Here is a 24138-nt window from a genome sequence, read left to right as displayed (position 1 = left end):
GCCGACATCGAACCTAGCGCCGCCCACGCGATCACGAAACCACAGCGTGCGCTTCTGCTACTGAGAGCGACCTCGCCTCCTCGTTAGCCACGCGTGAGGCCGACTGGACGGGTCGCCCCCAGGTAGTCCGTTTCCGAGTAGAACTCGGATTTCACGCGTTGGCCGAAGTCGGGAGGGTCGATCATGAGACCACCACCGAGGCAGAGCCCGACGTGGTGGATGCTGGCCGGAGTACCATAGAAGGTGAGGTCTCCTGGGAGCAGGGGTTGTCCCGCTGGAACACGGGGACCGGCGTCGTACTGCGTTTGTGCGGTGCGCGGCAAGCTGATTCCGGCGGCGGTGTAGGCAGCCTTGGTCAAACCACTGCAGTCGAACCCTGCGTCTGCGTTGGTCGGACCGTTTCCTCCCCACTGGCAGGGAAGTCCGATTTGGCCGCACGCGAAGTTGATCGCCGTCAGCGCCGAGGCATTGGGCGCCTAGATGTGAGCGCAGTCGCCGGTGCCGATGGTGATGTCGGTGCAGGCGGCACCCCCGACGGCAGCGAGAATCTCGTGCGCGGCATGTTCGTGCTGAGCGTAGGCGTTGGGAAATGCGGCATTGGTGATCTGGTCGGTTCGATAACCAGCGACCGACGCTGTCGTGGAACTCGCCACGATGCAGTCGGGGTGCCTGTATCGCGGCAGAACTCGACGCTGTATCCGTGACCTGGCGTTACGTCACCAGCGACACCCCAGCATGATCACCTCCCGTGGCGTTCCGTCTCTTGTGCTTGCCCACAGTTCGGGTGCTCGGATGGCTGATGTTGCTCGCTGGCAACAGGACCGTGTTGATCGCCGGGGTGCTGGTGCTGCGGCACGAGGTCGCCGTGCTGCGTCGTCAGGTCGGCGACCACGTCCTACCTGGCCCGACCGGGCGATCTTGATCAACGAGTACCGGCGAGCTGCCTGAGCTGGCCGGCGAAACACCCGGTCACCGCCTACGCATCGACTTTTGGCACGGTACAACCATGTTCACCAGGCTTGACGGGATCAAAGCTGATCATTTTCCCTTCCCTATATAAGAGTCTTGCGCTGAGGAAGAGGCGAAGCTGGACATACTTGATTGCGCCCTGCGCGCTTGGCTGCGTAGAGCGCCCGGTCAGCCTCGAGTAGGAGGCGGTCGAGGGTGCGATGTCGCTGCGGGGAGTAACCGGCGACACCGACGGAGACCGTGACAGTCGTGATGGTGGCGGTCTCACCATCGAGAGTGGGTACGGTGACCCGCATAGACCGAATGGCGTCGCGGATCTCCTGAGCTGCCCGGAGGGCGTCGGTCAGGCCGGCGTTGGCTAGCAGGAGCACGAACTCGTCGCCGCCGTAACGTCCAAGCAGATCCCCACTCCGGATGCCTTGCTGAAGGACGCTACTGGCCGCCGCCAGAACTCGGTCGCCGGCGATGTGACCGTAGGTGTCGTTGACTGTCTTGAACTTGTCAAGATCCAGGAACAGTAGGGTGGCGGGGCTGCCGGTGCGCTCTGCGTCCGCCAACAGGCGGTGAGCGTTGTGGTCCCAACTTTCGCGGTCGAGCACCACGAGGACATCGGTGCGGCGAGGGCGCACCAGGCGAGCCCCACAGCGCGTGCACTGCCGAAGCACGTCGAGGTCGAGATGTTCGGTAGGCCAGTCCGCAGTCGACAGGGCACGAGCGCTCATCAAGGATCTCCCAGTGTTTGAAGGGGAAGACCCCGCGCGCCTCCAACAGGTGCTGGGGTTCACCTGAGGGTCGGCGAGGTACGCGCAGGGCCTGGTCTGTGGTTGTGGGCTAGGTAGAACTCCGGCTCACTGCGCCGGAAGTAGTGTTCGCAGCGAGTTGCGGCGTTCGTGTTCGGGAAGCCCGCCCCAAATCCTCTTGGAGTTGATGAGAGGCCCCACTTGCGGGCAATCCGCCCGCACAGGACACCGCTGACAGCCCAGGACGCGATCGGATTGCCGCCGAGTCGGGATAGGGAAGAAGGTGTCTGGGTCGAGGTGCGCGCGGAACACGGCACGCTGGTACCACTCTGCATCGGTGGGTGGCGCGACTGGCCCGACTGTCGGTGCGGTCATCGTTGGAGGCCCTCCGTAGTTCCCCATCGATTCGATTGGTCGCGCGAGAACTGCGCAGCCAGCAAGACCGTGTTGGCGTCGCTAGGCCCCAGGGGAGGCTGCATCGCCGGTGCTTGTGCGATCCCAGAGTTCGCCTAACCGAGCGCTGAGGATGCCTGCCCGCACCGGCCGAGGGGACGTCCGGTGCGGGCAGACGGATCGCCGGGAGCTGGGGAACTGCCCGACGATCTCGGGCCGCAGCGAAGACTGAGCCAGGTGGTCGTGCTGTGTTCCTGACCCGTGCGCCTTCCCCCCTGCGAGAGGCGTCCTCGTCCGGCGGCCACGTCTATCTCCGCTCCATCTGGCGCATCATCCCCTGTTGCCCCAGATGCTCCCCCAATGCAACCACGGTACATTATAATTAACCGCAGGCGAGGCAACTCGACATGGTTCATTCATTCGGAGCAACCGTTGCCCCTGACTACCTGGACGCTGGTTAACATCAGGACTTGCCACGAGGGCGAAGGAGTGTGCTGTGGACCCGAGTAGCGACGGCGCGCCCGCACTGGAGTCCGCGCTGACCCACCGGTTGAACCAGCTGTTCGAGAACACGATCAAGTCCTACGACCGGCGGGGAAGGCCAGTACGGTACTCGACTCCGGAGGTGGCGCGGGCGATCACCGACGACCCGTCGCACGACGTGTCCATCTCGCGGGTGACGCTGTGGAAGGTACGTGAGGGCAAAGCGAACCCGACGATGGAGAAGATCCGGGCGATCGCGAAGTTCTTCGACGACAACCGCCCGGAGAACTCACCGCGGGTGACAGCCGCCTGGCTTCTGGCCGAGAGTGACGAACCGGCCGCCTCGCGGCAGGACGATCTGCCCGAGCGCGCCGCACAAGTGCGACTGATCGCAATGCGCGCCGGCCGGATGAGTCCGGAACGGTTGCGCATGCTGGTGGAGATGATCGAGGTCATCGACCCCGGTGGCGAGAAGGCAACCAAGCCGCCAGTGGGTGAGGACGACAGATGAGCACGGCACGAGACCGGCGCAGTCAGCCGCAGCGGGGCCGGGCCAGCGACCGGGAGTTGCAGCGACGCTGTCGGCGGCTGCTGCGCGAGCTGGACATCCAGCCGCCGCTGGACATCAGCGAGCTCTGTGCCCGACTCGGCCGGCAACGTGGACGGCCGATCAAACTGATCAGCTACCCCATCCCGGCAGACGGGCCCTTCGGACTGTGGCTACGGGACGAGACGACCGACTACATCGTCTACCAGCGACACACCACCGAACCCCACCAGAAGCACATCATCCTGCACGAAGTCGGGCACATCCTCGCCGACCACCCCAGCGATGAAGATGCCGATGACCTGGCCCAACTGCTCAACAGACCCAAGGCAGGCGGGGCCGGACAGCTGCCGGACACCGCAGACGGCCTGCGCCGCCGCACCGCCTACGACCAGCGGGAGGAGCACGAGGCGGAAACCGTGGCCACCATCATCCTGGAGTGGGCGTCCGTACTCGACATCCTGCAACTGCCGTCCGCGCCCGGCCCGGCCGAGGAAATGGACGCCGCGTTGGGCGAGCGGTTAGGTTGGCTATGAGCGGCGACGTCGTGGCCCAGGTAGCACTCACAGCCATCATCGGCGCCTGGAAGGCCACCCAACTCGCCCGCTCGCCTCAAAGGTCGTCACTGCGGTGGGTGGTCGCCACCTTCGCCGTGGCGACTGCGGGGTTCGCAGTCACCCCGCTGGCCGGCACCGACGCTGCCCCCGGTCCGCCCTGGTTCATGTGGCTAGCCGAGGCCCTGTTGTCGGTGATGCTGTACAACCTGATCTGCGTGTTCCTCGTGTCTGCCCGGGAGAAGCGGGGTCAGCCGGCTCGGGAGCGAGTCATCTGGCAGGCCGTACCGCTGGCCGCCACCGTCCTCGCCTTGGCCGTGATCGCGGCCCGCATGCCGTCCTCAGTAACAGCGACAGACCAAGCTTTGGCCCTATTCCGTTTCGTCGGCAACGCCTACACCGCCTACGGCATCGGTATCTGCCTGGTGTGGCAACGCCGCTATGCCCGTCTGTCCCACCCGTGGCTGGCTCGCGGTCTGACCGTGGCATCGGTAGGGCTGGCTGTGATCGGCGTGGCCGCCGTGCTCACCTGCCTGATCAGCGCCCTCCGTCTGGCCGGTGTGGACGCACCTAGCTGGTTGGAACTGCCGCGGTCGGTAGTGATGGCGGGCAACCTGCTGTTCCTGGTAGGCGTCGCGGCACCGGGCGCGCGGGTACGGTGGTCGGCGTCCCAGGTGTGGTGGCGCCACCTACAGGCCTACCACCGACTGCGGCCACTGTGGACGCTGCTACACGGCGCGTTCCCCGAAGACTCACTCACCCGGGCGCCCGTCAGGCCGTGGCGGGACGTCTTGAGCCTGCGCGGTGTGCACCGCCGCTTCTACCGGCGGGTGATCGAGTGCCGGGACGGCCTAGTCCGTGCCAGCGGCCACCTCCCTCCCAACCAAGACCTGTCCGGGCCAACCGCGCTGGCCGCCTGGTTGCTCCGCGCCCTGGCTGTTGCGACCGCTAGCCCCCGCACAGGTGACCAGGGCCTGGAGGCACACCCAGTCGCCATCCCAGCCGACGGCGGACTGGACTCAGACGTCCGCGAGCTTGTCGCACTCTCCCGACAGCTGCGCACCAAATAACCACCATGACACGACGAGGAGGAGGATTTGGTGAAGGCGTTGGTCATCGGCGGCGGAGTCGCCGGCATGGCGACCGCGATCGCACTACGCCACGCAGGGCACGACGCGACCGTCTACGAGGCATACCCCACAGGCGCGGACGGCAAGGGCGCATTCCTGACCATCATGGCCAACGGCCTGGACGCCCTGCGCGCGGTCGACGCCGACCACCTGGTCCTCGACCGCTCATTCGTCTCACGATCAGTGCACATGCGCAACGACCGCAATCGCCGCCTGGGTGTGCTCTCCATTCCCGCCCCCGCCCCACGGCTTGTGCCACGCACCCTGCGGCGCTCCGACCTCTACCGAGCGCTGGCCAACGAGGCCCGTCGGCGTGGCGCCGTCGTTGAGCACGGTAGGCGCCTAGTTGACGCCAAACAGGACGATACCGGCCTGGTGACCGCCTTCTTCGACGACAGCACCCAGGCTACCGGGGATCTGCTGGTGGGCGCGGACGGCGTGCACTCCACCGTGCGCGCCCTGATCGACCAGGACGCGCCAAAGCCGGACTACGCGGGCTGGAACATCGCGTTCGGCGCGGTCCGCTACACCCCGTCCGACGCAGACTCCAACTCCTACTACATGTACTTCGGACGCCGGGCCAGCTGTGGCCACACCACCTCCCCGGATGGGGAGACCTGGTGGTTTGCCAACGTCCCCTGCGGCGAGCGTGAACTGGCCGACCTCACCCCCCAGCAGCTGCGCCACCGCCTGACGCCCCTGTTCACCGGCGACCACATCGCCACCGTCCGCGCCATCGAGGCCACAAGCGACGACCAGATCACCGTGAACCCCTGCTACCAGCTGCCTACCCTGCCCGTCTGGCATCGTGCGGGGATGACCTTGGCCGGCGACGCGCTGCACGTCGCCTCACCCGTCACCACCCAAGGCGCGTCCCAAGCCATCGAGGACGCCGTCATCCTCACCAAATGCCTGCGCGACCTGCCCGACATCACCCAGGCTCTTGCCGCCTACGAGCGACTACGCCGCCACCGCGTCGAACGCGTCGTCGCCTCCGGACAACGCCGCCTGGGCCCACGCCTGCCTGGACCGCTGCAGCGGCTGCTGCGCGACCTCGCCATATCCCACAGAGCCCGCCACCCTGACTGGGACTGGCTGCATCTGCACCACATCGACTGGGCCGCCGACACTACGGCAGTTCTGGCGAAGACGGAGTAGGCCGCGGGTTGACTTCGGTGGTCTCGAGGTCGAACGCGACGATCGACCTGTCACACCATGACGTTTTGCGGATCAAGGCGTTGGTGACGGCCAACAGGGCAGGAACAGACGGACGAGTCTTCCAGCGGCGGGATGAGAAGGCCACCAACTCAACCGCCGACCGGAAAGACCCGTCTGTGCTTCACCGTCCGTCGACGGCCGCCGCCGTCCCATTGAGCGCTGTCAGCACCACCCGGTCGTCCATGTGGCCGGCCAAGATGGACATCTCCCGCCAATGCGCAAGTAAGAAGATGTTTGAGATCTTCAGGTAGCAATGCCGAAGCGGTGGGGCCCTGGACGCGCGGCCAGCGCACGACGAGCGATACGGCGGGTCATCGTGGCAATCGAGGCCCACCTAATGAGGGCCTCGGACGTGGCGGGATGACGTTCGTAGTCCCGTGCCAGCCGCCGGTATCCGGTCAGCCAGGCGAGCGTGCGTTCTACCACCCACCTGCGCGGGATCACAGAGAACCCCTTCTGGCCAGCGGGTTTGCGGACGATCTCGATGGTGGTGCGCGCCCATTCCACCAAGGCCCCGGCGAAGCCACCATCGACGAACAGGTACCGGGTCCGGCGGCGGGTGGCCGACAGCAGCGGGTGTTGGCGGTGGTGCAGTTCCAGCAGTAGGCGCTTGGCGCCGTCCCGGTCCTGTACACACGCCGGCAGCACCACCACGGCCAGCAGCAGGCGCAGGGGGTCGGTGGCGATGAACCGCTTGCGGGGCGTTGACTTTCTTGCCCGCGTCATAGCCCCGGGTGTCCGCGCCGACGGTGTCGGCACCCTTGACGGTCTGGGAGTCCATCAGCCCGGCGCTGGGATCGGAATCGCGGCCCTGGTCGGCGCGGACCCGCGTCCGCAGGGCATCAAGCAGGCGGAAGGTCAACCGCTGCTGCTCCCAGCGGGTGAAGTACCAGTACACGGTCTCCCAGGGTGGGAAATCGGCCGGTAGTTGCCTGTAGGACTCGCAAAGTCATCGCTGCAGGTGGCAGCTGCGCGCACAACCCCTCGGACAGCAGCTGGGATGCTGCCAGGATGATCCTCTCGCTGCTGCACCGAGCAACTCGTGCGCTGCTGTCCGTGCCAGCGGTACTACTGCGCCGGGACACCGCCAAGGACGCCGAACTGCTCGTGCTGCGGCACGAGAACACGGTACTGCGACGACAGCTCAACGGTCCGATCCGCTATGAGCCAGCAGACCGGTTCTGGCTGGCCGCATTGTCGTCGCTGCTACCGCGTCGCCGCTGGCACAGTGTCTTCCCAGTCACCCCAGGGACGCTGTTGACCTGGCACCGCCAACTGACCGCCAGGAAGTGGGACTACACCGCTCGACGCCGGCGCACCGGACGCCCACCTACCGCGGCCGTGGCAAAGAAGCTGGTGCTGCGCTTGGCGCGGGAAAACCCACGGTGGGGCCCCGCAGAATCCAGGGCGAGTTGGCCCGCTTGGGGCATCGGATCGCGCCGTCCACGGTCTGGAAGATCCTGCACGCGGCTGGCGTCGACCCTGCACCGCGCCGCACCGGCCCAACCTGGCACGAGTTCCTCACCGCCCAGGCCAGGGGGATCACTGCCGCGGACTTCTTCCACCTGGACACGATCACCGGCAGACGGCTATACGCACTGGGGTTCCTCGAGCATCACACCCGCAAGCTCCCCATCGCCGGCGTCACGGCGCACCCGACCGCGCAGTGGGCGACCCAGCAGGCTCGCAACCTGGCCAGCGACCTGGGCAGCCGCGTCGAGTCTCTACGCTTCGTCCTCCGCGACCGCGACAGCAAATACACCGCCTCCTTCGACGCCGTCTTTGAAGCCAAGGAGATGAAGGTGCTGCTCAGTACGCCCCAGTCTCCGCGCATGAACGTCCACTGCGAGCGAGTGATCGGCACCATCCGCCGAGAGGCCCTCGACCACGTTCTGATCATGAACGAGGTCCACGCCGGGCAGGTCCTCGCCACATACCAAGATCACTACAACAGGCATCGACCACATCGATCCCGAGACCAGCGACCACCCGACGCTCAGGAGCAGACCCGCGCCGCGCACGACTTCAAGGCCCGCAGGCTCGTGCGTACCCACGTCCTCGGGGGAGTCATCAACGAGTACCGATACGCATCCTGAGCTGCAACGACGACTTTCCGAGCCCCACAGGATGTTAGTGCCCGTTTTCGAACTGAGGGCCGGGTGTGAAGGTGGGTGACGAGACAGGGGAACTCCTGGTAGATCGGACGTTGTCGAAGCGCCGTTCCGCCAGGAGTTCCATTGCTATCGTGCCCGATGCCCGCGGGCGATGCCACCGCGGGTGCCTCGTGCTGCCGGCTGGCCGCAACCCACCAGCCCACACGGCGTGCCAACCGGTATCCCTCGGATGTCACCGACGCGCAGTGGGCGGTGTTGGACCCACTGCTGCCGGATCCGGCCTGGCTGGGTGGCCGGGGTGGCCGTCGAGAGCGGCACTGCCGCCGGGTGATCGTGGACGCGATCTTGTACCTGGTGGACAACGGCATCAAGTGGCGTGCGCTGCCGGCGGACTTCCCGCCCTGGCCGACGGTCTACAAACGGTTCGCCCTGTGGGAGAAATCCGGTGCGACGCAGCGGATCCTGGACGGGCTGCGGGACCGTGCCCGGCTGGCGGAGGGCCGGGTGGCGGCGCCGTCAGCGGCGGTGATCGACTCGCAGTCGGTCCGCGCGGCCGAGACCGTGGGACGGGCCACTCGCGGGTGGGACGCGGGCAAGAAGGTCAACGGCCGCAAGCGCCATATCGTGGTGGACACCGTCGGGTTCGTGCTGGCGGTGCTGGTGACCCCGGCCTCGATCCAGGACCGGGTCGCCGCCCGCGCACTGCTGCTGCGACTGGGTGCCACGGTCGGCGACCGGATCCGGTTGGTATGGGCCGACGGCGGCTACACCGGCACCTTGCTGGACTGGGCGCGACAAGCGCTCGGCGTGGTGGTGGAGATCGTCAAACGCCCCGACCTGCCCCACTTCACGGTGCTGCCCCGCCGCTGGGTGGTGGAGCGGAGCCTGGCGTGGATCACCGGTCACCGCCGCTGTGTCCGTGACTACGAACGACTTCCACACCACCACGAAGCGATGGTCCGCTGGGCCATGATCCGCATCACCAGCCGCCGATTGACACAGACCCTGTAGATCAGAAACGGGCACTTAGAGCTTCTCACTTCTCCTGTTGACGCCCACCAGAGCGGAGTTATATGTTCTCACTATAGCATGCAGTTCTAACCAGACTGGCTGGGCCGGTCGGCGAACAGAGGAGAAGGACCATGCGCGGCGCCCGCCCGACCATCTCGCGAACCTCTCGTCACCGAACCGGCCCGCGGGCCACCCTGCTCGCGGTCCCACTGGCTGTCGCCGGCGCCCTCGGAGCCACCGCCACGCCCGCCCACGCCGCCATCCCCGACCACGGCGCCGGCCCGGCCTCGCTGACCTGCCAAGGCCAAGGCGTCGACCCGGCCGCCAAGGCCCGCCACCGGGCCGACATCCTCGTCCAGGCGCCGCTGCGCGTGATCTGGGACCTCCAGACCGATGTGGAGGGCTGGCCCTCCTGGCAGAAACCCGCCGCCCCCATGACCGTGCGGCGCCTGGACCCGGGCCCGCTGCGCAAGCGCTCACAGTTCCAGGCGACCGTCCACGTGCCCCCAACCCCCTCGACTCCCCCCAGCACGGTGGTCATCACCTCCACTGTCCAGCAACTCCAGCACGGCAAGTGCATCCGCTGGACCGGGCCCGCCGACAGCGCCGGATTCCACATCGAAGGCGTCCACGTCTGGACCTTCAGCACAGTCCCCGGCGGCGTCCTCGTCCGCACCGAGGAAAGCCACACCGGCCCCCAAGCCGACCCCAACTCCGACATGGGCCTCGAAACCTGGCTCAGCGACCTCAAGACCGCCGCCGAAGCCGACCCCTGCAACTGACCGCACAAGCGCCGAGCCGCCACCGGACGCGCCGTGCTCAACTGCCGGCGAGCGCGCGGCTCGTGACCGCGGCCCATGGCCCGGCGTTCGGCGGGATCACCGCTGGGCGAGGCCGGCGCGGTCACCTGTCCGGCGGGCCGGGTCGGATACCACCGACCCGGCCCGCCTGGGGTGCGGATGGACCGCCACTGCGCCACACGGCGACTACAGCGCCTGGCCGGGGTGGCGGTGGTGCGCTAACCGAGGCTGCATCCGCACATGCCGCGCCATACCTTCGTGACCACGATGCTGGATGCCGGAGTCGACCTCCGTGATGTGCAGATCGCCGCGCGGCATGCCGATCCACGAACCACGATGCGCTACGACCGCGCCCGTAAGAATCTCGATCGCCACCCGAACTACGTCCTGGCCGCCTACATGGCTTCCGGAACCTGACACCCAACACGCTCTCATGCCGATGAGCGCGCTACTGCGGTGCCTGGCGGGTGATGTCGCCTGGCCGCCGTGTCGCCCGCCAGCGTCAGTTCGACCAGGCGGGCACGCTGGTCGTGCGGGTCGGTGGCCCGGCGCACCGGCTCGCGCCGCTGAAGCTCGTGCAGGTGCCGCGTGACGTGCGGCCCGACGACCCGCGTCCGGGTGGAGATCTCCCCGACGCGCCGGGGTTGGCCCGCCGTCCTCGCAGTGACGCGCATCGCTGCCCGGCGGTCGGACGGGGGTCTCGTGGTGAGGTGTTGTCAGTCGGACTCGAGGATCTCGGCCAGCCAGAGGGTGTCCTCGAGGTAGCGTTCGTAGGGAAAGCCAGCCGCGACGAGCCCGGCGCGGAATTCGTCGTAGAGCGGTTTTCCGGCGGTGTGGAAGGCTTTCCGGCCGGCATCGGTGAGGCGGACCAGCCGCCGCCGTGCGTGTTCGGGGTCGATGGTGATCTGCACCAGGCCTTCGGCTTCGAGTGGCCGCAGCGCCCGACTGATCGCCGGGTCGGACACCGACAGCGCCTGCGCGAGCCGATGCTGCGTCACCGGCTCGACGTCCTCCAGCGTGCCCAGCAGTCGTATCTGGCTGTAGGTCAAGCCGTCGCGGTCATCGGTGCGCCGACGGGCCGCCTCACCCAGCAGCATGACCACGCGGTGCAGCAGGTCTGCGAGTCCATCATCCACGACACCACCATACATGAGTCTTGACTAGTTAATATTAACCAGACAACAATGAGGCCATGGACAACTTCTCCTACCTCGCCCAGTCCGCCTTCCCCCTTGTCTGGATCCTGGTGCCGGCCATCGGGGCGTTCGTGCGGGCCCGCCACGCCCGGTCACCCCAGGAGGCGCTGGAGACCTGGCAGCGCTGGTGGGCCATCGGGGCCCTCGGCTTCGGCAGCCTGTGGATGACGGTCGCGTTCCTCGCCCTCCCGGACGTCATGGCCACGGCGATCGGCTTCGACCGGACCCCCTTCATGTTCGAGATCGCATTCGCCAACCTCGGGCTGGCCGTCATCGGCTTCCGTGCCGCCTCGGCATCCGCGCGCGAGCGCATCACCATCGGACTCGGCGCCGGGATGTTCCTCTGGGGAGCCGTGGTCGGCCACGTCTACCAGTGGTTCGCCAACGGTGACCACGCCCCCGGCAACACCGGTGGAGTCCTCGTCAACGACATCCTGATCCCGGCAGTCATGATCATGCTGGCCGTGCGGTCCCGGCGACTGCCGGCCACGCCCCAGCCGACCGTGGAAATCGCCGCCTGACACCGCGGGAGCTGACCTCACCATGGCTACCCATGCCTGCCACCAACCCGACGGCGAGGCCGGCCTGGCGCGAGCGGCCGCCGCCGAGCGGCTCACCGTGTTCGTCGACGCCGTGATCGCGATCGCACTCACCCTGCTCGCCCTGGAACTGCCCGTCCCCACCGGCGACACCACCGACGCCATGCTGGGCTCGGCGCTGGCCCACGGCAAGGAGTACTTGGCCTTCGCGCTCAGCTTCGTGGTGATCTCCGCCCACTGGCACGCCCACCACGAGATCTTCCGCTACGTCCACTCGCTGAGCGGCCGCCTGACCAGCCTCACCCTGCTCTGGCTGTTCATGCAGATCCTGATGCCGTTCGCGACCCGGGTGCTCACCGCCGAGGGCGCCTTCCCGCCCCGGTTCAGCCTGTACGCGCTCGTGCAGGTCCTGGCGTCCGCGTCGTTCGCGCTCATCATCCGGGAGATCCGACGCGAACACCTGTACCGCACGGACGTCCCGCCCCGGGTGTTCGCCCAGAGCCTGGTGCGCAGCATCTGCCTTGCCGCCGTCTTCGGGGTGTCCGTTCCCGTCTCGTTCGTGACCACGAGCACCGGCGCGTACCTGTGCTGGCTCGCGGCGCCGATCGTGCTCGCCGTCGCCCGCGGTATCCAGGGCCGTGCCGTCCGGTGACCGCACATGCCGCTGAGTGGAAGTTCTGAGCGATGCTCGCTCATTCCGATGACCGGTAGTCCAGCGTGGCCCCAGTAAGCGGGCTGGTCGTTGGTCCTGGATGCGGGTGAGTGTTCTCAGTGTGCCCCGCGTGCTATGGCGACCTTGCCTGACAGTTCCAGATCCATCCATTTTCCCGATGAACGAGCAGGACTCTAGGCGGAATGCGCCCCGGTCATCAGCGCGGCGAGGTCCTCGGGGGCCAGGAACGACGGCGGGGGCGGAGGTCCCCAGCTGTACAAGCCTTTCGTCCCTTCCCAGACGCCGGGTTTCCAGAGTTGGTCGTCCACGACGCAGTCCAGGTCAGAGTAGTACTCGGAGAAGTTGCCCGCCGGGTCCTTGAGGTACCAGAAGAAGTTCGATCCGACGTGGTGGCGTCCCAGTCCCCACACGTGGCGGTCGGGGTCGGCGGCGAGCATCGCGGTGGCCCCGCGGCCGACCTCGTCGACGTCCTCGAGCTGCCATGAGGAGTGGTGCAGGAACTGCACTGGGGCTTGCTGCACCAGGACGTTGTGGTGGTCGGTCGAGCAGCGCAGGAATGCCGCCAGGCCCTTCACGGTATCGCTGACCTTGAAACCGATCCCTTCGGTGAAGAAACGCTGGCTCGCTTGCTGGTCGGTGGAGCCCAGAACGACGTGCCCCAGCTTGCGCGGACGCACGGCCTGCGAGCGCAACACCGCATCGGCACGGGCGTCCGCGCGCTCGATCCGTCCGGGACCGTTGTAGTGCGGTGCCGGGGCGGCGCTCTGCCCCAGCCGGGGCGCGAGCGTCACCTCGACACGGGTGCCGGTACCCGCGTCGACGGCGGAAACCGTGGTGCTGGTGCGTTCCACCGTCACGTCGAGGCGCTGGAGGCCGGCGGCGACGCGGTCGAGGTCGTCCGGGTCGTCCGCGCCGACGCCCAGCCGCAGCAGGCGGCGGTGGTCGGAGCGGGCGATCCGCAGTTGTTCGCCGCCGTCGACGGTGCTGAAGCTGTGCCCGTCGGGCAACGGTCGCAGGCCGAATTCCTCGTAGTAGGCGGCTGTTTGCGCGACGTTGGGCACGCCGAGTGTGATCGAGGTGAGGCGGTGCAACGCCATGTCACATCTCCTGGGATCCGGGTGCGGGTACGAAGTGGTGACACAGCTCGCCGATGCCATCGATGGTGCTGACGAGTCGGTCACCGGGGCGCAGGTACCGCGGGGGTGTGCGGGCCGCGCCAATGCCGGCGGGGGTGCCGGTGAAGATCACGTCGCCAGGCTCGAGTGGTAGCACTGCCGAGACAGTCGCGATCAGGGCGGGCACTGAGAAGATCATGTCGGCCGTGGTGCCGTGCTGGACCAGTTCGCCGTTGACCGAACAGCTCAGCTTCAACGCGTCGGGGTCGAGGCCGCCCGCACGCAGTTCGTCGACGGTGACCAACCAGGGCCCCATCGGAGCGAACCCGGGAAAGGACTTGCCCAGGCTGAACTGTGGCGCCGGCCCGGCGGTCTGCACCGTCCGCTCGGAGATGTCCTGCCCCACGGTCACCCCGGCCACGTGGTCCCAGGCCTGTGCGCTGTCCACGTCGCGGGCCGTGCGGCCGATGACCACAACCAGCTCCACTTCCCAGTCCACGGTGTGGCCGGGGAGGGTGATCGGGCCACTCGGGCCGGTGATCGCACCGCGGAACTTGGTGAACACCGGTGGGAACTGCGGCAGCTCGAATCCTGATTCCGCGGCGTGGTCGCGGTAGTTCAGGCCGATCGCGAACAGCTGGTCGGGTCGTGGCACCGGAGACCGCAGCGTGTCGAACTCGACCGGGTGCACCGGTAGTGTCGCGTGGTTCAGACTCCTCACCCACTCGGAGAACTCGTCCCACCGGGCGAAGACCTCCTGCGGGTCGGACCCGAACCTGCCGTGCGAGGCGGATTCGACGTCCACCGCCCCTCCACGAGCGGCCAGGACGAGTCTGCCGTCGAGATTTCCAATGCGCATTGGCCCTCCTGCCGCTGGCAACGCTGTTGCCAGTAAATGTTGGTGTGCCTGGAGAATCAGGTGGAGCGGACTATTCGACCGTTCCCTCGATGTGCGCCTTCAGCAGTTCCAGTCCGGGCTGGATGCGTGCCGGGTCTTCGATCGGGTGCGGGCCAGCCGGCTCGGTGTCCGGGACCAGTCGCTCGAACAGCCGGCAGAACAGGGTCGTTCCGTCGCCGAGGTCGAATGTGGTGAAGGTGGCGATCGCGTGCATCGCCGGTGCCGGGACACCGTTGTCGAGCACGTCCCGGCCGACCACCGTCCACAGCTTGCCGGGGACCCGTGCCACCACGGTGTAGAGCTTCGGCTTCTCGTTCAGCTCCGGCACGATGTTCTCGAGCAGCACGTCGCCGAGTTCGGCGGGAACGCCTTCGTTGCCCCGCCGCACCTCGGTACCCGACGCCATCGGCAGCCATTTCGGCAGGTTCGCCCAGGTGGTCACCCAGTCGTACACGACCTGCGCCGGGCGCTCGACGACGATGCGGTTCTCGATGAACCTGATGTTCAGGTTGTACGGGATCGGGGACACGTACAGGTCGGACGTCACCGTCTTACCTCTTTCTTCTCGGTTGTGTTGTTCTTTTCCGCCAGAGCGCGCGAGGACGAATCCGGGCAGGAGCGCGGTAGTAGCGCCAGGCGAGCAGGTGGATCTGGCTCACCAAGTCGAGCGGCCACGAGATCTCGGTGGCACTGTGCTGATCACGGTGCCGGCGTCGTTTCAGTAAATGGCGGTGTCGTGAAGGCTCAGCGCGAGATCCGTCGCTGCGCGCAGCGTGCAGTTGAGGACAAGCGCGTTTCCGACGTAATGTGCGCCGACCTTCGACGTGTCGAGGACATCCAGCGTGTCCCGGCCGTCGGAGGTGACGACCGGACTGCCGTCCAGGAAAAGCGTCCAGTTCCGCCCGGACCGAACGTTGGCGATCTCCATCTGGATGGCGGCGGAGTCCTGCTGAACGGGGCGGAGGGTGAGCGCGAGCAGCGACTCCGTCGGGTCGTACCAGGCACGGGCCACATCCGCCCGGCCGTCGAGGCGGGCCAGGTTGGGCTGCCGGAAGTGTTCCGGCCCCCACGGCTCGTTGTACATCTTCCACAGCCCGTCGGTGACATTCAGCCGCGCGTAACCCAACATGGCGTTACCGGTGAGCCGGTCCATGTAGACCAGATTCCCGTCCGCGTCATACGAAGTGTCGTTACGCGGATAGTACAGACCGCCGTCCCGCCAGGTGGGAGTCATGTACCGGTCAGCGTGGGCGAGCATACCGCGCAGGTTCTCGGTGTCGCCGAGTTCGGCCATGCAGGCGGCCGTGTACCCGAAGGACGGACTGCTCCACTGGTAGTCGGTGCCGCCGTCGGGCAGGAGCGGCGCACGGTTCTCCCGCCGTGCCCGCCGCAGCTCCGCGGTCGCCGGTGGCGGCATCAGGGTCACCAGTCCGTCGGCGCTGCGCCGAATCATGTCGCGGATCTGTTCGGGGTAGAGCTTGTGAACGAGTTCCCGGTTCCAGGCGTTCATGTTCAGTGCGGTCCACTGGGAGCCCGCACCTCCCGCCAGTTGCAGCGGGCGGTCCTGCTTGACAAGCCAGATGCGCCAGTATTCCCCGTCCTCATCGAGCATGCCTCGCTTGTGCCAGGCATCGGTGAAGGCCCTGGTGACCTCTTCGGCGACGGACGTTCCCCTGCGCAGGTCCAGGAATCGGAAACCGAGTATCGCGAACTGGTTGCAGACGATGAACAGGCAGTTGGGTTCGCAGACGACGCCGTACCAGCCGGTCTCGGCCATCTGCCAGTAGAGGTTGTCCGCGATCGAGCTGTACGAGTACTCGTAGACCTCCGGGCCGAGGCCCTGGAACATGGGCTCCCACCGCAGCGAGATCGCACCGGGCTCGTCGTACCGGTCGCTGTCGAACAGCATGGAGTGCATGCCCAGCATCGCGAACAGGCGGCCGCTGTACATGATGTTCTCTTTGACGATGGGGTCTCGCCAGCCTTCGCGCAGTTCGACGATGTCGGGGTCGGTCACCCTGCTGCCCTTGCTGGTTCCGTTCCAGTAGGCCCAGGCCTCCGGGAGTTGCATCTTCCGGATGGCCTGTTCGAAGGTGGGACGGAAGGCGCCTGGCGCGGCCGGAAGGTGGTGGAAGTGGGCGAACCCGAGACAGTAGGACATCTGGGCGAACTGGTAACGATAGGAGTCCGACGTCTCCTGGCCCCACTGCGCCGAGCCCATGCCATCCCAGTCATTGTCCTCCTGCGAGACCAGGTTGTGGATGTGCCGGAGGTGGCCGATCTGCTCGTGGTCCAGCATCGGATAACGGGAGAGGTCAGGCGCGGCGCGCATGCTCCCGCTGGCCATGGTGTTGTCCTTGCTCATGCCGGCACCGTGTTCACGATGCTCTTGTGCCGGCCCAACGATCCGGCCAGCCGCCGGGCCATCTCGGCGGCCGTCACGGCGTCGGTGAAATGGGTGATGTAGGCGCCGTCCTGGCCCATCAAGTAGGTGAAGGCGCTGTGCGGAACCTGGTAGCCGTCAGAATCGTCGGGATCCACGGCGCGCCCCGCGAAGACGTGGTACGCGGTCTGTGCCGCGGCGACCTGCTCGGCGGAACCGGTGAGCCCGACGAAGCGGGGATGCGCACGTTGTAGGAAAGCGCGCAACACCGCAGGGGTGTCCCGCTCGGGATCGACGGAGACGTACAGCGGCTGCACGTCGTTCGCCTTCTCGCCGAGCAGATCAAGTGCTTCGTCCATCCGGGACAGTGCCGCCGGGCAGATCGTCCGGCAGTGGGTGAAGCCGAAGAAAATCAGCAACCGCCTGCCCAGGTACGAATTCTCGGTGACCTGTTGTCCGAAGTGGTCGATCAGCTCGAAGTGCCCGCCGACGGTGACCGTGGGGCGGTGAACCACGACGGGCAGGGTTTCCTCGAGGTCACCGCAGCAGCCTGAACTCTTCGTGGAATCACTCACTGGCACTCACTCCTTTCGGGGTTGGCACCAGGCTAGAAACCCGCACCTATACCTGTCCAATACTCTTTTCGCTTTGAGCCATGCCCACCGAGCATAGTTCAGGGTGAAAGGAGTTGTGCTGGTGCGGGCGAGTTCGAAACGTGGGCGTCGTCTGCTACTTCTGGCCGTACGTTTGCGCTGCCTCCAGGCCGCTGCGGATGTCGACTGCCGCCTGACGCAGGTACTCGAGCATCTGACGCAAGGCCGGTGTGAGCGGGGATTCCGCCGGGAGGGTGAGTCCGACGGTCTCCGCGATCCCCAGGTCGAGCGGCAGCGGGACCAGGTCCCGCTCCGCTTCGGCCACCAGCTGCGGCAACAGGACCAGAACGTCGGTTTCCAGGGCGAGCGATCGAACGGCGAGGTAGGAGTTGACTTCGATGCGGTTGCGCGGCAGTGGAAGGCCGTGCCGCAGGAGGAGTTGCTGCACCTCGCGCCGCAACGGAGTGCCGACCATCGGTACGGACCACAGGTGGTCGGCGAGATCGGGAATTCGCAGCTTCGACATCGAATGCGCGGGATGCGCAACGCGTGCCACCAGGCGAAGTGGTTCCTGGTACAGCGGAACCTGGGTCATTCGCGATGAGTCGGCCATTTCCAGTGTGCCGACCACCAGATCGAGTTCGCCGGTGAGCAGGTCCTGCCGAAGCCCGTCGAGAGTGCCGTGCCGGACGACCACCGTGATGTCCGGGTGCGCCTCCTTCAGCCGCGCGACGGCGCGGGGCAACAGGACGTTGGCCCCGGCGAGATGGGTGCCGATGGTGACCTGGCCGGTCTGCCCGGCGGCGAGTTCCCGCATGTGTTGGTCGGTGTGCCGCAACTCGGCCAGCACCGCACGGGCGTGATCGACGAAGGCGTGCCCGAACACGGTGGGCGTCATCCCCCGAGGGCCGCGCTCGAACAGTTCGACACCCAGGATCGACTCCAACTCCCGCAGGCAGCGGGTCAGCACCGGCTGGGTGATCTTGAGGTGATCAGCCGCCGCGATCAGGCTGCCGTGCTCCGCGATCGCCGCCGTGTAGCGCAGGTGCCGCAACTTGAGGTTGCCGTCGAGGAGATTGCCGTGGGACACGAACACAGCATGACAAGGCGTCGGGCATAGCTGGTGCGGCGGGTGGAGACCTGGAGGTCTTCCCGGCCACTTCTGGCTCGTGCCGCCAACGAGCGTTGGTAGCTGTCGAACACCCGCTCATGCCGCAGACCCGTAGTGGTCACAGTGTGGACTGGGCACAACTCGCCACCGACCTGGGCTACCACGACCAGGCACACCTCGTCCGCGACTTCACCACAACCATTGGGCAACCACCCGCCCACTACGCGGCGGGACACCCCAGCCCAATGGAGACATGCCGCCGCCAGCGCACCCGGGTCGCGGTTCACGCCGTCTCATTTCGGCCGGGGCCGAACCGTTGCCCCGCTACCGTCGACCGCGTGCTGACCGACCCGACCTACACCGTCCCGGCCGTGCCGCCCGCCGACACCGGCGTGGCCTGGTTGCGCGCCCATGTCGCCCGGTTCAGCGAGGGCGCCGACCACCGACGCCGTCGCGCGCTCGCGGAGGACTTCCTCGCCGCGGTGGACGCCGAATCTCTGCGCCGGCCGGGGAATCCGGTGGCGAACCTCGCCGAGGCACTTGGCCTGCCGCGCGCGGTCGCGGCCGAGGTCGCCGTGGTCGCCAGGTCCTACCAGCCACACACACCGGTGACCGAGGAGGCCGACGCGGCGGTGGCGCGCCTGGTCGCGGCCTGCGGCGGCGGGTGGGACGAGGCCACGGCCAACCGGATCGGCCTGCTGGTGCAGGCCTGTGACGCCACCATCGCGTTGATCGTCGGCCGCCAGCCGCCGGTGCCGGTCACCCGCCGGGTCGCGCCGAGCGGCGAGACCGTCGAGGTCGACCTGGCCGACACGCCGTTCGGGGCCGGCCGACACGCCTGCCCCGGCCGGGAGCACGCCGAGGCGCTGGCCGACGGCGCGCTGGCCTTCCACCGCCTGCACTGCGGCGAGCAGCCGTTGCTGCTGCCCAACGCGTGGGATTTCGCCTCGGCCGCCGCCCTGGCCGGCGCCGGCTTCCCCGCTGTCGGCACGACCAGCCTCGGGGTCGCCGCCGCACACGGCATCCCGGACGCCGCCGGGCTCACGCTGGCCGAGACCCTCGCGCTGGCGCGGCGGCTGGTCCGGCTGCCCGTGCCGGTCACGGTGGACATCGAGGCGGGCTTCGGCTGCGACCCGCACGAGCTCGCGGCCCAACTGTGGGAGCTGGGCGTGGCCGGGGTGACCATCGAGGACGGTCGGGGAGCCGGACTCGCCGATCCGGCCGAGCAGGCGAGGCTGGTGCGCGGCGTGAAGGAGGGCGGCCCCGGCCTGTTCGTCAACGCCCGGGTGGACACCCACTGGCTGGCGGTTGGCCAGGACTCGACCATCGACCGCGCGCTGCGGTACGTGGACGCGGGCGCGGACGGGGTCTTCGTGCCCGGGCTGCGAGACGAGCGCGGGATCGCCGCCGTCGTCGACGCGGTGCCGGCGCCGGTGAACGTGCTGGCGCAGTTGGACATCCACACGCTGGCGGGCCTCGGAGTGCGGCGCGTCAGCACCGGCTCGCTGCTGTTCCGCGCGGCGCTCGGGTCCGCCGTCACGGCCGCGCGCGCCGTCCGGGACGGCGAGCCGGTCGGACACCCGCTGGGCTATCAGGAGGTCCAGGACCTCATCGTGACGGCCACGCCCCGCCGCAGCCGACCCCACTGACGCGGCGTCCCCCATGACAGGACCCAGCCGCCGCGCCGTCAGTGGCAACATCCTCATCTGCCGCAGACCGGTTCACACCGCTACGGTCGAGGTCACGTCCTGTTCGATCGGCGCCTGTTTCCCTCCGATCCCGACCACAGCGACAAGCCCGCGTTCGGATCTCCGGGGAGCCAGCCAACGATCGAGTGGACTTCCCGGAGCAGGCACGCGGGCCTGTGATGTCTCACGAACGGCTCACCCGAGGGCCAGCCGCGTTACTCGCCGCACCGCCCTGACCAGCGGTCTTGGCCGTGCCCGGTCTCGCAGTGCCCATCGGGGATGATGCCTCCTGGTGGGTACACCTCGCCACCCAAGCGCATACGCGCTGCCCGTAGCGATTCACCGCCGCCCCAGTGGCCCCGTGACGACACGGATGCGGGCAGCCAGCGAGTAGTCAGTCAGCCTGTGCGGGAATCGCCCGACATGTCGACGAAGTGATCAGGCGAACGCGAGTGTGATTGTGTCCCAACAGCGTCATCATTGGGACACAGCCAACACTCGGGCGTGGAATCGGTTAGTTCGTCGGTGCGGGGGCAGCCGTCGCCTCCGCCGGGGCGGCGTCGCTCTGGTCGACCGGTTCGGCGTCGATTTCGGTGATCGCCCACAGGTCGGCGGCGCGCCGACCGCCCTCGACGATTCCGGCGGTACGGGTGACACTGCCGTCGGCCGCCCACTTGACGAGGATCTTCTGTGCGGTCGACTTCCCGATCTTCGCCACCCCGGACAGGTCGGCGGCGGTGCTGACCGTCTCGTGTGGATCGTGCCGTGGTGTGACTTTGCAGGCTAGTCGGCGATGTCGTCATGATGACGCTCACCCGGATCGCCCTGATCCACAATGGACCAGTCGCGGACTATGCCGCGTGGCGGCTTCCGCATGCCGGATACTTGGCACCGAAGTCTCACGGGTTTGGCTTTCGATGTGGGGCCTGATCGATCTGTTCGCGAAGGATGTCGCCATGCCCTGCGTGCCGTGCGAATTCTTCGATCATGGCGAGCAGGGTCCATCGCATGCTGACTGTTCCTTCACGGGGGTTGTCCTTGGTGTCGTCGAGGTTGAAGCGGGCGGCGATCTCACGTGATCGTTGGCTTGCGCGTTCGAACTCGGTGATCACGTCGGCTAAGAGCTCGTCGCCTGTGACGGTGAAGGTGCCCTCGTCCCGGTTCGAGTATCCGTCGCATTCGGATTCGTCGAGGCCCGCCCAGAATCGTTGGAACCAGATCCGTTCGGCGGCCGCGGCATGCTTGATCAATGAGATTGGTGTCGTCAGTGAAGCGACGAGTCGGCGGCGGGCGTCGGCTTCGGAGAGGCCGCGTGCGGTCTCGATCAGGGCTTCGCGGTTGCGATCGAGCATGTTCTCGATGATCGCTCGTTCGATGCCGTTGGTAATTCTGCTGGTACTCATGGGCTTTCACTCCGTTCTTTTGCGTGACCGAAGAACCCGTGCGGTCTCACGTCCGGTCGGTGTGGTTGACGACAAGGCTGCGGTTCGACGCGGGGTTTGCGGACAGGGACGATGCATCCAGAAGCTGGAACGAGTTGGGGACGCCGAGGCGTTCGATGTGCTCACCGCTTTGATGCGCAGGGAGCGTGTCGATGCGGGCAGAACTGAAACACCGCAGACGAGATCAGTCGCCGGGAAGATCCGGCGAAGGCGCCGACGTCATCATCCTATGATGTCCTCGAGGGTGGGGTCAATGCGGCGAAGTAGGTGAGTACGCCTTCGGCGGTCATGCCGAAGATGGCGGAGACCCGTTTGGGGTCGAGGCTGTTGACCAGGTCGATCAGTCGGGCGGATCGACCACCGCTGTCCGAACAGCGCGGCTCACAGTCACAAGGACACCACGTTCAGAGCGCCTACAGAAGCCGCCACGCCGCACGGTCCGCGATCGGTCCATTGCGGATCACGGCGATCCAGATACGCGTCATCACGACGACATCGCCAACTAGCCTGCAAAGTAACACGTGGAGCTGGGAGTCGTTGCGCCACACGGGTCCACTTCACCATCGACGCGCATGGCGGCATTGACAACCCCCGCCACACGAAGCGTCCATACAGGTCGGCCAATCGGCCACGACCGCCACGGAAACCGAAGGGGCGCATAGACATGCCGACCGACGCTGTCACACCACGGACACCCGAAACGGCTCCCGACGGGGCCGTACACGGACTGCGAACCGATCCCGGACCCGAACACACACCAGCGCGCCCATCGAGCCGTCACAGCCACAGGACGAGGCGTCGATACGGGAATGGCAGGAACTGCCGCCCGATGCCCTGATTCTCGCCCCGGCGTCGGTCACCGCCACACCGATGCGGTCGCCGGATGGCGTGTGGGCGATGCTCGTGCTGGCCGTGGACATCATCGGCGACACCGACCCCGACCGCGCGGGCGAGGTGGCCCTGTTCGCCGGACAAGGGATTGGCGACCAGCGACCACGCAGCCGATGTCGAGATGCTGCTGGCCCACCAGGGCCGTTGGCAGCGAGTCGGCCAGTGGTGCGGTGTCCACGATCGCTGGCCGCTCATCATCACCCCGACTGCCGCCGCCGTGATGGGGCTGCACTGCGATCTCAGCGAGGCGGTCGCGGGGTTCGAGGCAACGTTGCCGCTCGACTCCGGGGCGGGCGACGAGTTGGGCTGGAATCGCCGCAACCTCGGTGTGCGTCACACGGCGCGGATTCGGGCCGACGGAACGGTCGTCCTCGCTGACGGGCGAGTGTATGCGACCCCGTCCGGTGCTGCCACGGCCTTGAGCGGCTACCCGCAAAACGGGTGGACGGTGCTCAGGACGTCCGACGGACGGACCTTGGACGAGACGCGCACCGAACTACGCGCACGGCGCGAGAACTGACGCCGCGAAGACCGTTTCCCCATCGTTCACACCGGGTTGTGTCGCATGGCGATCGCGTCGCCGTGCGGCACAACCCGCCCGCCTGGAAGAGGCTGGCCATGACCTACCTGAAGTCCACAGTGGACTGTCTTGTTCCGCGGGGCGCACGAGCCGGGACCGGCCCCGTTACACCTTGGAAGCCGCCGCCGTCAGACTCTGCGAGGACATCGCGAGTTGCGTGACGAGGGCGGTGTCCCGGACTACGTGCACACCGTCATCGGGATCCTGCCACAGCAGCGGGTGTTGGAGATCCGGGTCAAGGGCCTGTCGGTCGAGACCGACCCGGACCGCACGACCATCCGCGAGGTGACCAACACGCTGTTCGAGTTACGGGTGGACCGGCCCAGCCCAGCAGTCCTGCTTGCCCAACATCTGGGTCGCGTTGGTGTACACCTCGTCGGCGATGGTGTCGCCCATGATGGACCGCCCGTCGGTGGGACGGTTCCACTGGTAGCACCAGTGCTGAGCGAAGTAGCCGCCCGGCGCCTCAAGGGTGTCGAAATTGCAGATGCCGTCGGTCTGGATGCAGTAGCGGATAAACGGAATGCCGTTGAAGTCCGTGCGGCCGGGCCCGAACGACACGTACCCGCCGAATGGCGACGGCGCACCGGTCCCCTGCGGGATCGCCGCACTGATCCCCCGTGGATCCGGCTGCATCGGGTCGCCGAACAGCTTCGCGCTGATCCGGTCCTTGTTCACGGGGAGGTTGCCGTCAGCGATGTCGTTGAGCACCAGGTTGGCCACGATCGCACCCTGCGAGTACCCCACCACGGTGATCGGTGCGTCCGGGTTCTCGTTGTACGCGTCCTGCACCACCTGCCTGGCCACGTCGTGGCCACGCGCGACACTCTGGTCCATCGGCGTTTGGTCGCAGTTGGGCAAGCCCGCGGCGCCAGCCGGATAATGCACCACCCGCGGGATGCCACCCCGCACCCAGTCGTTGTTGAAGACGGTGGCGTTACCGTCGCAGGTCCCACCGATGAGGACGTAGTAGTGCCCCGGCTCCGCGTGCGCCAATGACGCAGTGACGTTGAGTAGTCCGGCGACGAGCGCCGTAACCACGGCCACAGCTTTCTTGGGATTCCTCACAT

General features: G+C 67.3%; 27 protein-coding genes and 1 pseudogene. 14 read left to right on the top strand and 14 right to left on the bottom strand.

Going from position 1 to position 24138, the window contains the following annotated elements; all coding sequences use genetic code 11:
* Positions 1 to 83 precede the first annotated feature (83 nt).
* The gene (locus KALB_RS48240; RefSeq protein WP_268872269.1) at positions 84 to 428 is read right to left on the bottom strand and encodes a C40 family peptidase; all 345 of its coding nucleotides are present in this window, start codon (positions 426 to 428) and stop codon (positions 84 to 86) included.
* A 371-nt stretch (positions 429 to 799) separates the two neighbouring features.
* Between KALB_RS48240 and KALB_RS46450 the strand changes: the two genes are divergently transcribed.
* Positions 800 to 922 (top strand): integrase, encoded by a 123-nt coding sequence (locus KALB_RS46450; RefSeq protein ID WP_148309437.1) that lies wholly within the window; start codon positions 800 to 802, stop codon positions 920 to 922.
* 130 nt (positions 923 to 1052) lie between these two features.
* On the opposite strand, the gene KALB_RS11720 is transcribed toward KALB_RS46450, so the two are convergent.
* Together KALB_RS11720 and KALB_RS50175 are read right to left on the bottom strand one after the other, a co-directional pair.
* On the bottom strand, positions 1053 to 1571 hold the full coding sequence (locus KALB_RS11720; protein WP_051913249.1) for a GGDEF domain-containing protein: 519 nt from the start codon (positions 1569 to 1571) through the stop codon (positions 1053 to 1055).
* Positions 1572 to 1817: 246 nt separating this feature from the next.
* Positions 1818 to 2084, bottom strand: a complete 267-nt coding sequence (locus KALB_RS50175; RefSeq protein WP_201771911.1) for a WhiB family transcriptional regulator — start codon at positions 2082 to 2084, stop codon at positions 1818 to 1820.
* A 568-nt stretch (positions 2085 to 2652) separates the two neighbouring features.
* Between KALB_RS50175 and KALB_RS11715 the strand changes: the two genes are divergently transcribed.
* From KALB_RS11715 to KALB_RS11700, 4 genes are read left to right on the top strand one after another with little or no spacing between them, the layout of a single operon-like run.
* Positions 2653 to 3096: a hypothetical protein gene (locus tag KALB_RS11715; RefSeq protein WP_148309436.1), complete on the top strand. Its 444-nt coding sequence runs from the start codon at positions 2653 to 2655 to the stop codon at positions 3094 to 3096.
* The gene (locus KALB_RS11710; RefSeq protein WP_025355903.1) at positions 3093 to 3668 is read left to right on the top strand and encodes a hypothetical protein; all 576 of its coding nucleotides are present in this window, start codon (positions 3093 to 3095) and stop codon (positions 3666 to 3668) included. Before KALB_RS11715 ends, KALB_RS11710 begins: the two co-directional genes overlap by 4 nt.
* Entirely contained in the window at positions 3665 to 4756 is a 1092-nt protein-coding gene (locus KALB_RS11705) for an MAB_1171c family putative transporter (protein ID WP_025355902.1), read from the top strand. The genes KALB_RS11710 and KALB_RS11705 overlap by 4 nt, the downstream gene beginning before the upstream one ends.
* Positions 4757 to 4786: 30 nt before the next feature.
* On the top strand, positions 4787 to 5974 hold the full coding sequence (locus tag KALB_RS11700) for an FAD-dependent monooxygenase (protein ID WP_051913250.1): 1188 nt from the start codon (positions 4787 to 4789) through the stop codon (positions 5972 to 5974).
* Between the two features lie 303 nt (positions 5975 to 6277).
* Here KALB_RS11700 and KALB_RS11690 read toward each other — a convergent pair.
* A pseudogene (locus KALB_RS11690) lies at positions 6278 to 6974 on the bottom strand (IS5 family transposase); the annotation flags it as partial.
* Positions 6975 to 7455: 481 nt separating this feature from the next.
* Between KALB_RS11690 and KALB_RS49150 the strand changes: the two are divergent.
* The 4 genes from KALB_RS49150 to KALB_RS48490 all read left to right on the top strand — a co-directional run bounded on the left by KALB_RS49150 (position 7456) and on the right by KALB_RS48490 (position 10376).
* The gene (locus tag KALB_RS49150) at positions 7456 to 8130 is read left to right on the top strand and encodes an integrase core domain-containing protein (RefSeq protein WP_236650231.1); all 675 of its coding nucleotides are present in this window, start codon (positions 7456 to 7458) and stop codon (positions 8128 to 8130) included.
* Positions 8131 to 8286: 156 nt separating this feature from the next.
* On the top strand, positions 8287 to 9159 hold the full coding sequence (locus KALB_RS11680; RefSeq protein WP_025355155.1) for an IS5 family transposase: 873 nt from the start codon (positions 8287 to 8289) through the stop codon (positions 9157 to 9159).
* A 131-nt stretch (positions 9160 to 9290) separates the two neighbouring features.
* A complete protein-coding gene (locus tag KALB_RS11675) occupies positions 9291 to 9941 on the top strand; it encodes an SRPBCC family protein (RefSeq protein ID WP_025355899.1) in 651 nt (216 codons plus the stop codon).
* A gap of 246 nt (positions 9942 to 10187) precedes the next feature.
* Positions 10188 to 10376 (top strand): tyrosine-type recombinase/integrase, encoded by a 189-nt coding sequence (locus KALB_RS48490; RefSeq protein ID WP_268872268.1) that lies wholly within the window; start codon positions 10188 to 10190, stop codon positions 10374 to 10376.
* A gap of 299 nt (positions 10377 to 10675) precedes the next feature.
* Here KALB_RS48490 and KALB_RS11665 read toward each other — a convergent pair whose 3' ends face one another.
* Entirely contained in the window at positions 10676 to 11095 is a 420-nt protein-coding gene (locus KALB_RS11665; RefSeq protein ID WP_025355897.1) for a MarR family winged helix-turn-helix transcriptional regulator, read from the bottom strand.
* A gap of 56 nt (positions 11096 to 11151) precedes the next feature.
* On the opposite strand from KALB_RS11665, the gene KALB_RS11660 reads away from it, so the two are divergent.
* Together KALB_RS11660 and KALB_RS11655 are read left to right on the top strand one after the other, a co-directional pair.
* Positions 11152 to 11676, top strand: coding sequence for a DUF6790 family protein (locus tag KALB_RS11660; RefSeq protein WP_025355896.1), 525 nt, complete (start codon positions 11152 to 11154; stop codon positions 11674 to 11676).
* Between the two features lie 22 nt (positions 11677 to 11698).
* Positions 11699 to 12346: a TMEM175 family protein gene (locus tag KALB_RS11655; protein ID WP_025355895.1), complete on the top strand. Its 648-nt coding sequence runs from the start codon at positions 11699 to 11701 to the stop codon at positions 12344 to 12346.
* A gap of 194 nt (positions 12347 to 12540) precedes the next feature.
* On the opposite strand, the gene KALB_RS11650 is transcribed toward KALB_RS11655, so the two are convergent.
* The 5 genes from KALB_RS11650 to KALB_RS11630 form a co-directional block, all read right to left on the bottom strand.
* On the bottom strand, positions 12541 to 13464 hold the full coding sequence (locus KALB_RS11650; protein ID WP_025355894.1) for a VOC family protein: 924 nt from the start codon (positions 13462 to 13464) through the stop codon (positions 12541 to 12543).
* Between the two features lies 1 nt (position 13465).
* Positions 13466 to 14287: a fumarylacetoacetate hydrolase family protein gene (locus KALB_RS11645; protein WP_318296396.1), complete on the bottom strand. Its 822-nt coding sequence runs from the start codon at positions 14285 to 14287 to the stop codon at positions 13466 to 13468.
* A 124-nt stretch (positions 14288 to 14411) separates the two neighbouring features.
* Positions 14412 to 14927 (bottom strand): SRPBCC family protein, encoded by a 516-nt coding sequence (locus KALB_RS11640; RefSeq protein WP_025355892.1) that lies wholly within the window; start codon positions 14925 to 14927, stop codon positions 14412 to 14414.
* Between the two features lie 171 nt (positions 14928 to 15098).
* Positions 15099 to 16745: a linalool dehydratase/isomerase domain-containing protein gene (locus KALB_RS11635; protein WP_025355891.1), complete on the bottom strand. Its 1647-nt coding sequence runs from the start codon at positions 16743 to 16745 to the stop codon at positions 15099 to 15101.
* Complete coding sequence (locus KALB_RS11630) at positions 16742 to 17194, bottom strand: SCO family protein (protein ID WP_236650338.1); 453 nt, start codon at positions 17192 to 17194, stop codon at positions 16742 to 16744. The genes KALB_RS11635 and KALB_RS11630 overlap by 4 nt, the downstream gene beginning before the upstream one ends.
* Here KALB_RS11630 and KALB_RS49145 point away from each other — a divergent pair.
* Positions 17156 to 17317 carry a hypothetical protein gene (locus KALB_RS49145; RefSeq protein ID WP_236650445.1) on the top strand — a complete coding sequence of 54 codons (162 nt, stop codon included), beginning with the start codon at positions 17156 to 17158 and terminating at the stop codon, positions 17315 to 17317. The two genes, KALB_RS11630 and KALB_RS49145, sit on opposite strands and share 39 nt — an antisense overlap.
* Positions 17318 to 17492: 175 nt before the next feature.
* On the opposite strand, the gene KALB_RS11625 is transcribed toward KALB_RS49145, so the two are convergent.
* Positions 17493 to 18446, bottom strand: a complete 954-nt coding sequence (locus KALB_RS11625) for a LysR substrate-binding domain-containing protein (RefSeq protein WP_030108445.1) — start codon at positions 18444 to 18446, stop codon at positions 17493 to 17495.
* A 359-nt stretch (positions 18447 to 18805) separates the two neighbouring features.
* On the opposite strand from KALB_RS11625, the gene KALB_RS50085 reads away from it, so the two are divergent.
* Positions 18806 to 20116, top strand: coding sequence for an isocitrate lyase/phosphoenolpyruvate mutase family protein (locus KALB_RS50085; RefSeq protein WP_025355888.1), 1311 nt, complete (start codon positions 18806 to 18808; stop codon positions 20114 to 20116).
* 553 nt (positions 20117 to 20669) lie between these two features.
* On the opposite strand, the gene KALB_RS11615 is transcribed toward KALB_RS50085, so the two are convergent.
* Positions 20670 to 20873 carry a hypothetical protein gene (locus KALB_RS11615; RefSeq protein ID WP_025355887.1) on the bottom strand — a complete coding sequence of 68 codons (204 nt, stop codon included), beginning with the start codon at positions 20871 to 20873 and terminating at the stop codon, positions 20670 to 20672.
* A gap of 181 nt (positions 20874 to 21054) precedes the next feature.
* Positions 21055 to 21558, bottom strand: coding sequence for a DinB family protein (locus KALB_RS11610; RefSeq protein ID WP_025355886.1), 504 nt, complete (start codon positions 21556 to 21558; stop codon positions 21055 to 21057).
* Positions 21559 to 22576: 1018 nt separating this feature from the next.
* On the opposite strand from KALB_RS11610, the gene KALB_RS11605 reads away from it, so the two are divergent.
* Complete coding sequence (locus tag KALB_RS11605) at positions 22577 to 23008, top strand: restriction system modified-DNA reader domain-containing protein (protein ID WP_025355885.1); 432 nt, start codon at positions 22577 to 22579, stop codon at positions 23006 to 23008.
* Positions 23009 to 23374: 366 nt separating this feature from the next.
* Here KALB_RS11605 and KALB_RS11600 read toward each other — a convergent pair whose 3' ends face one another.
* The gene (locus KALB_RS11600) at positions 23375 to 24109 is read right to left on the bottom strand and encodes a PE-PPE domain-containing protein (RefSeq protein WP_236650230.1); all 735 of its coding nucleotides are present in this window, start codon (positions 24107 to 24109) and stop codon (positions 23375 to 23377) included.
* Positions 24110 to 24138 lie beyond the last annotated feature (29 nt).

Source organism: Kutzneria viridogrisea DSM 43870 (assembly GCF_000525635.1).
In the GTDB taxonomy this organism is placed as follows: Bacteria; Actinomycetota; Actinomycetes; order Mycobacteriales; family Pseudonocardiaceae; genus Kutzneria; species Kutzneria viridogrisea.
Note: the sequence above shows the minus strand (reverse complement) of the source record. Positions and strands in the feature narration are given on the sequence as shown.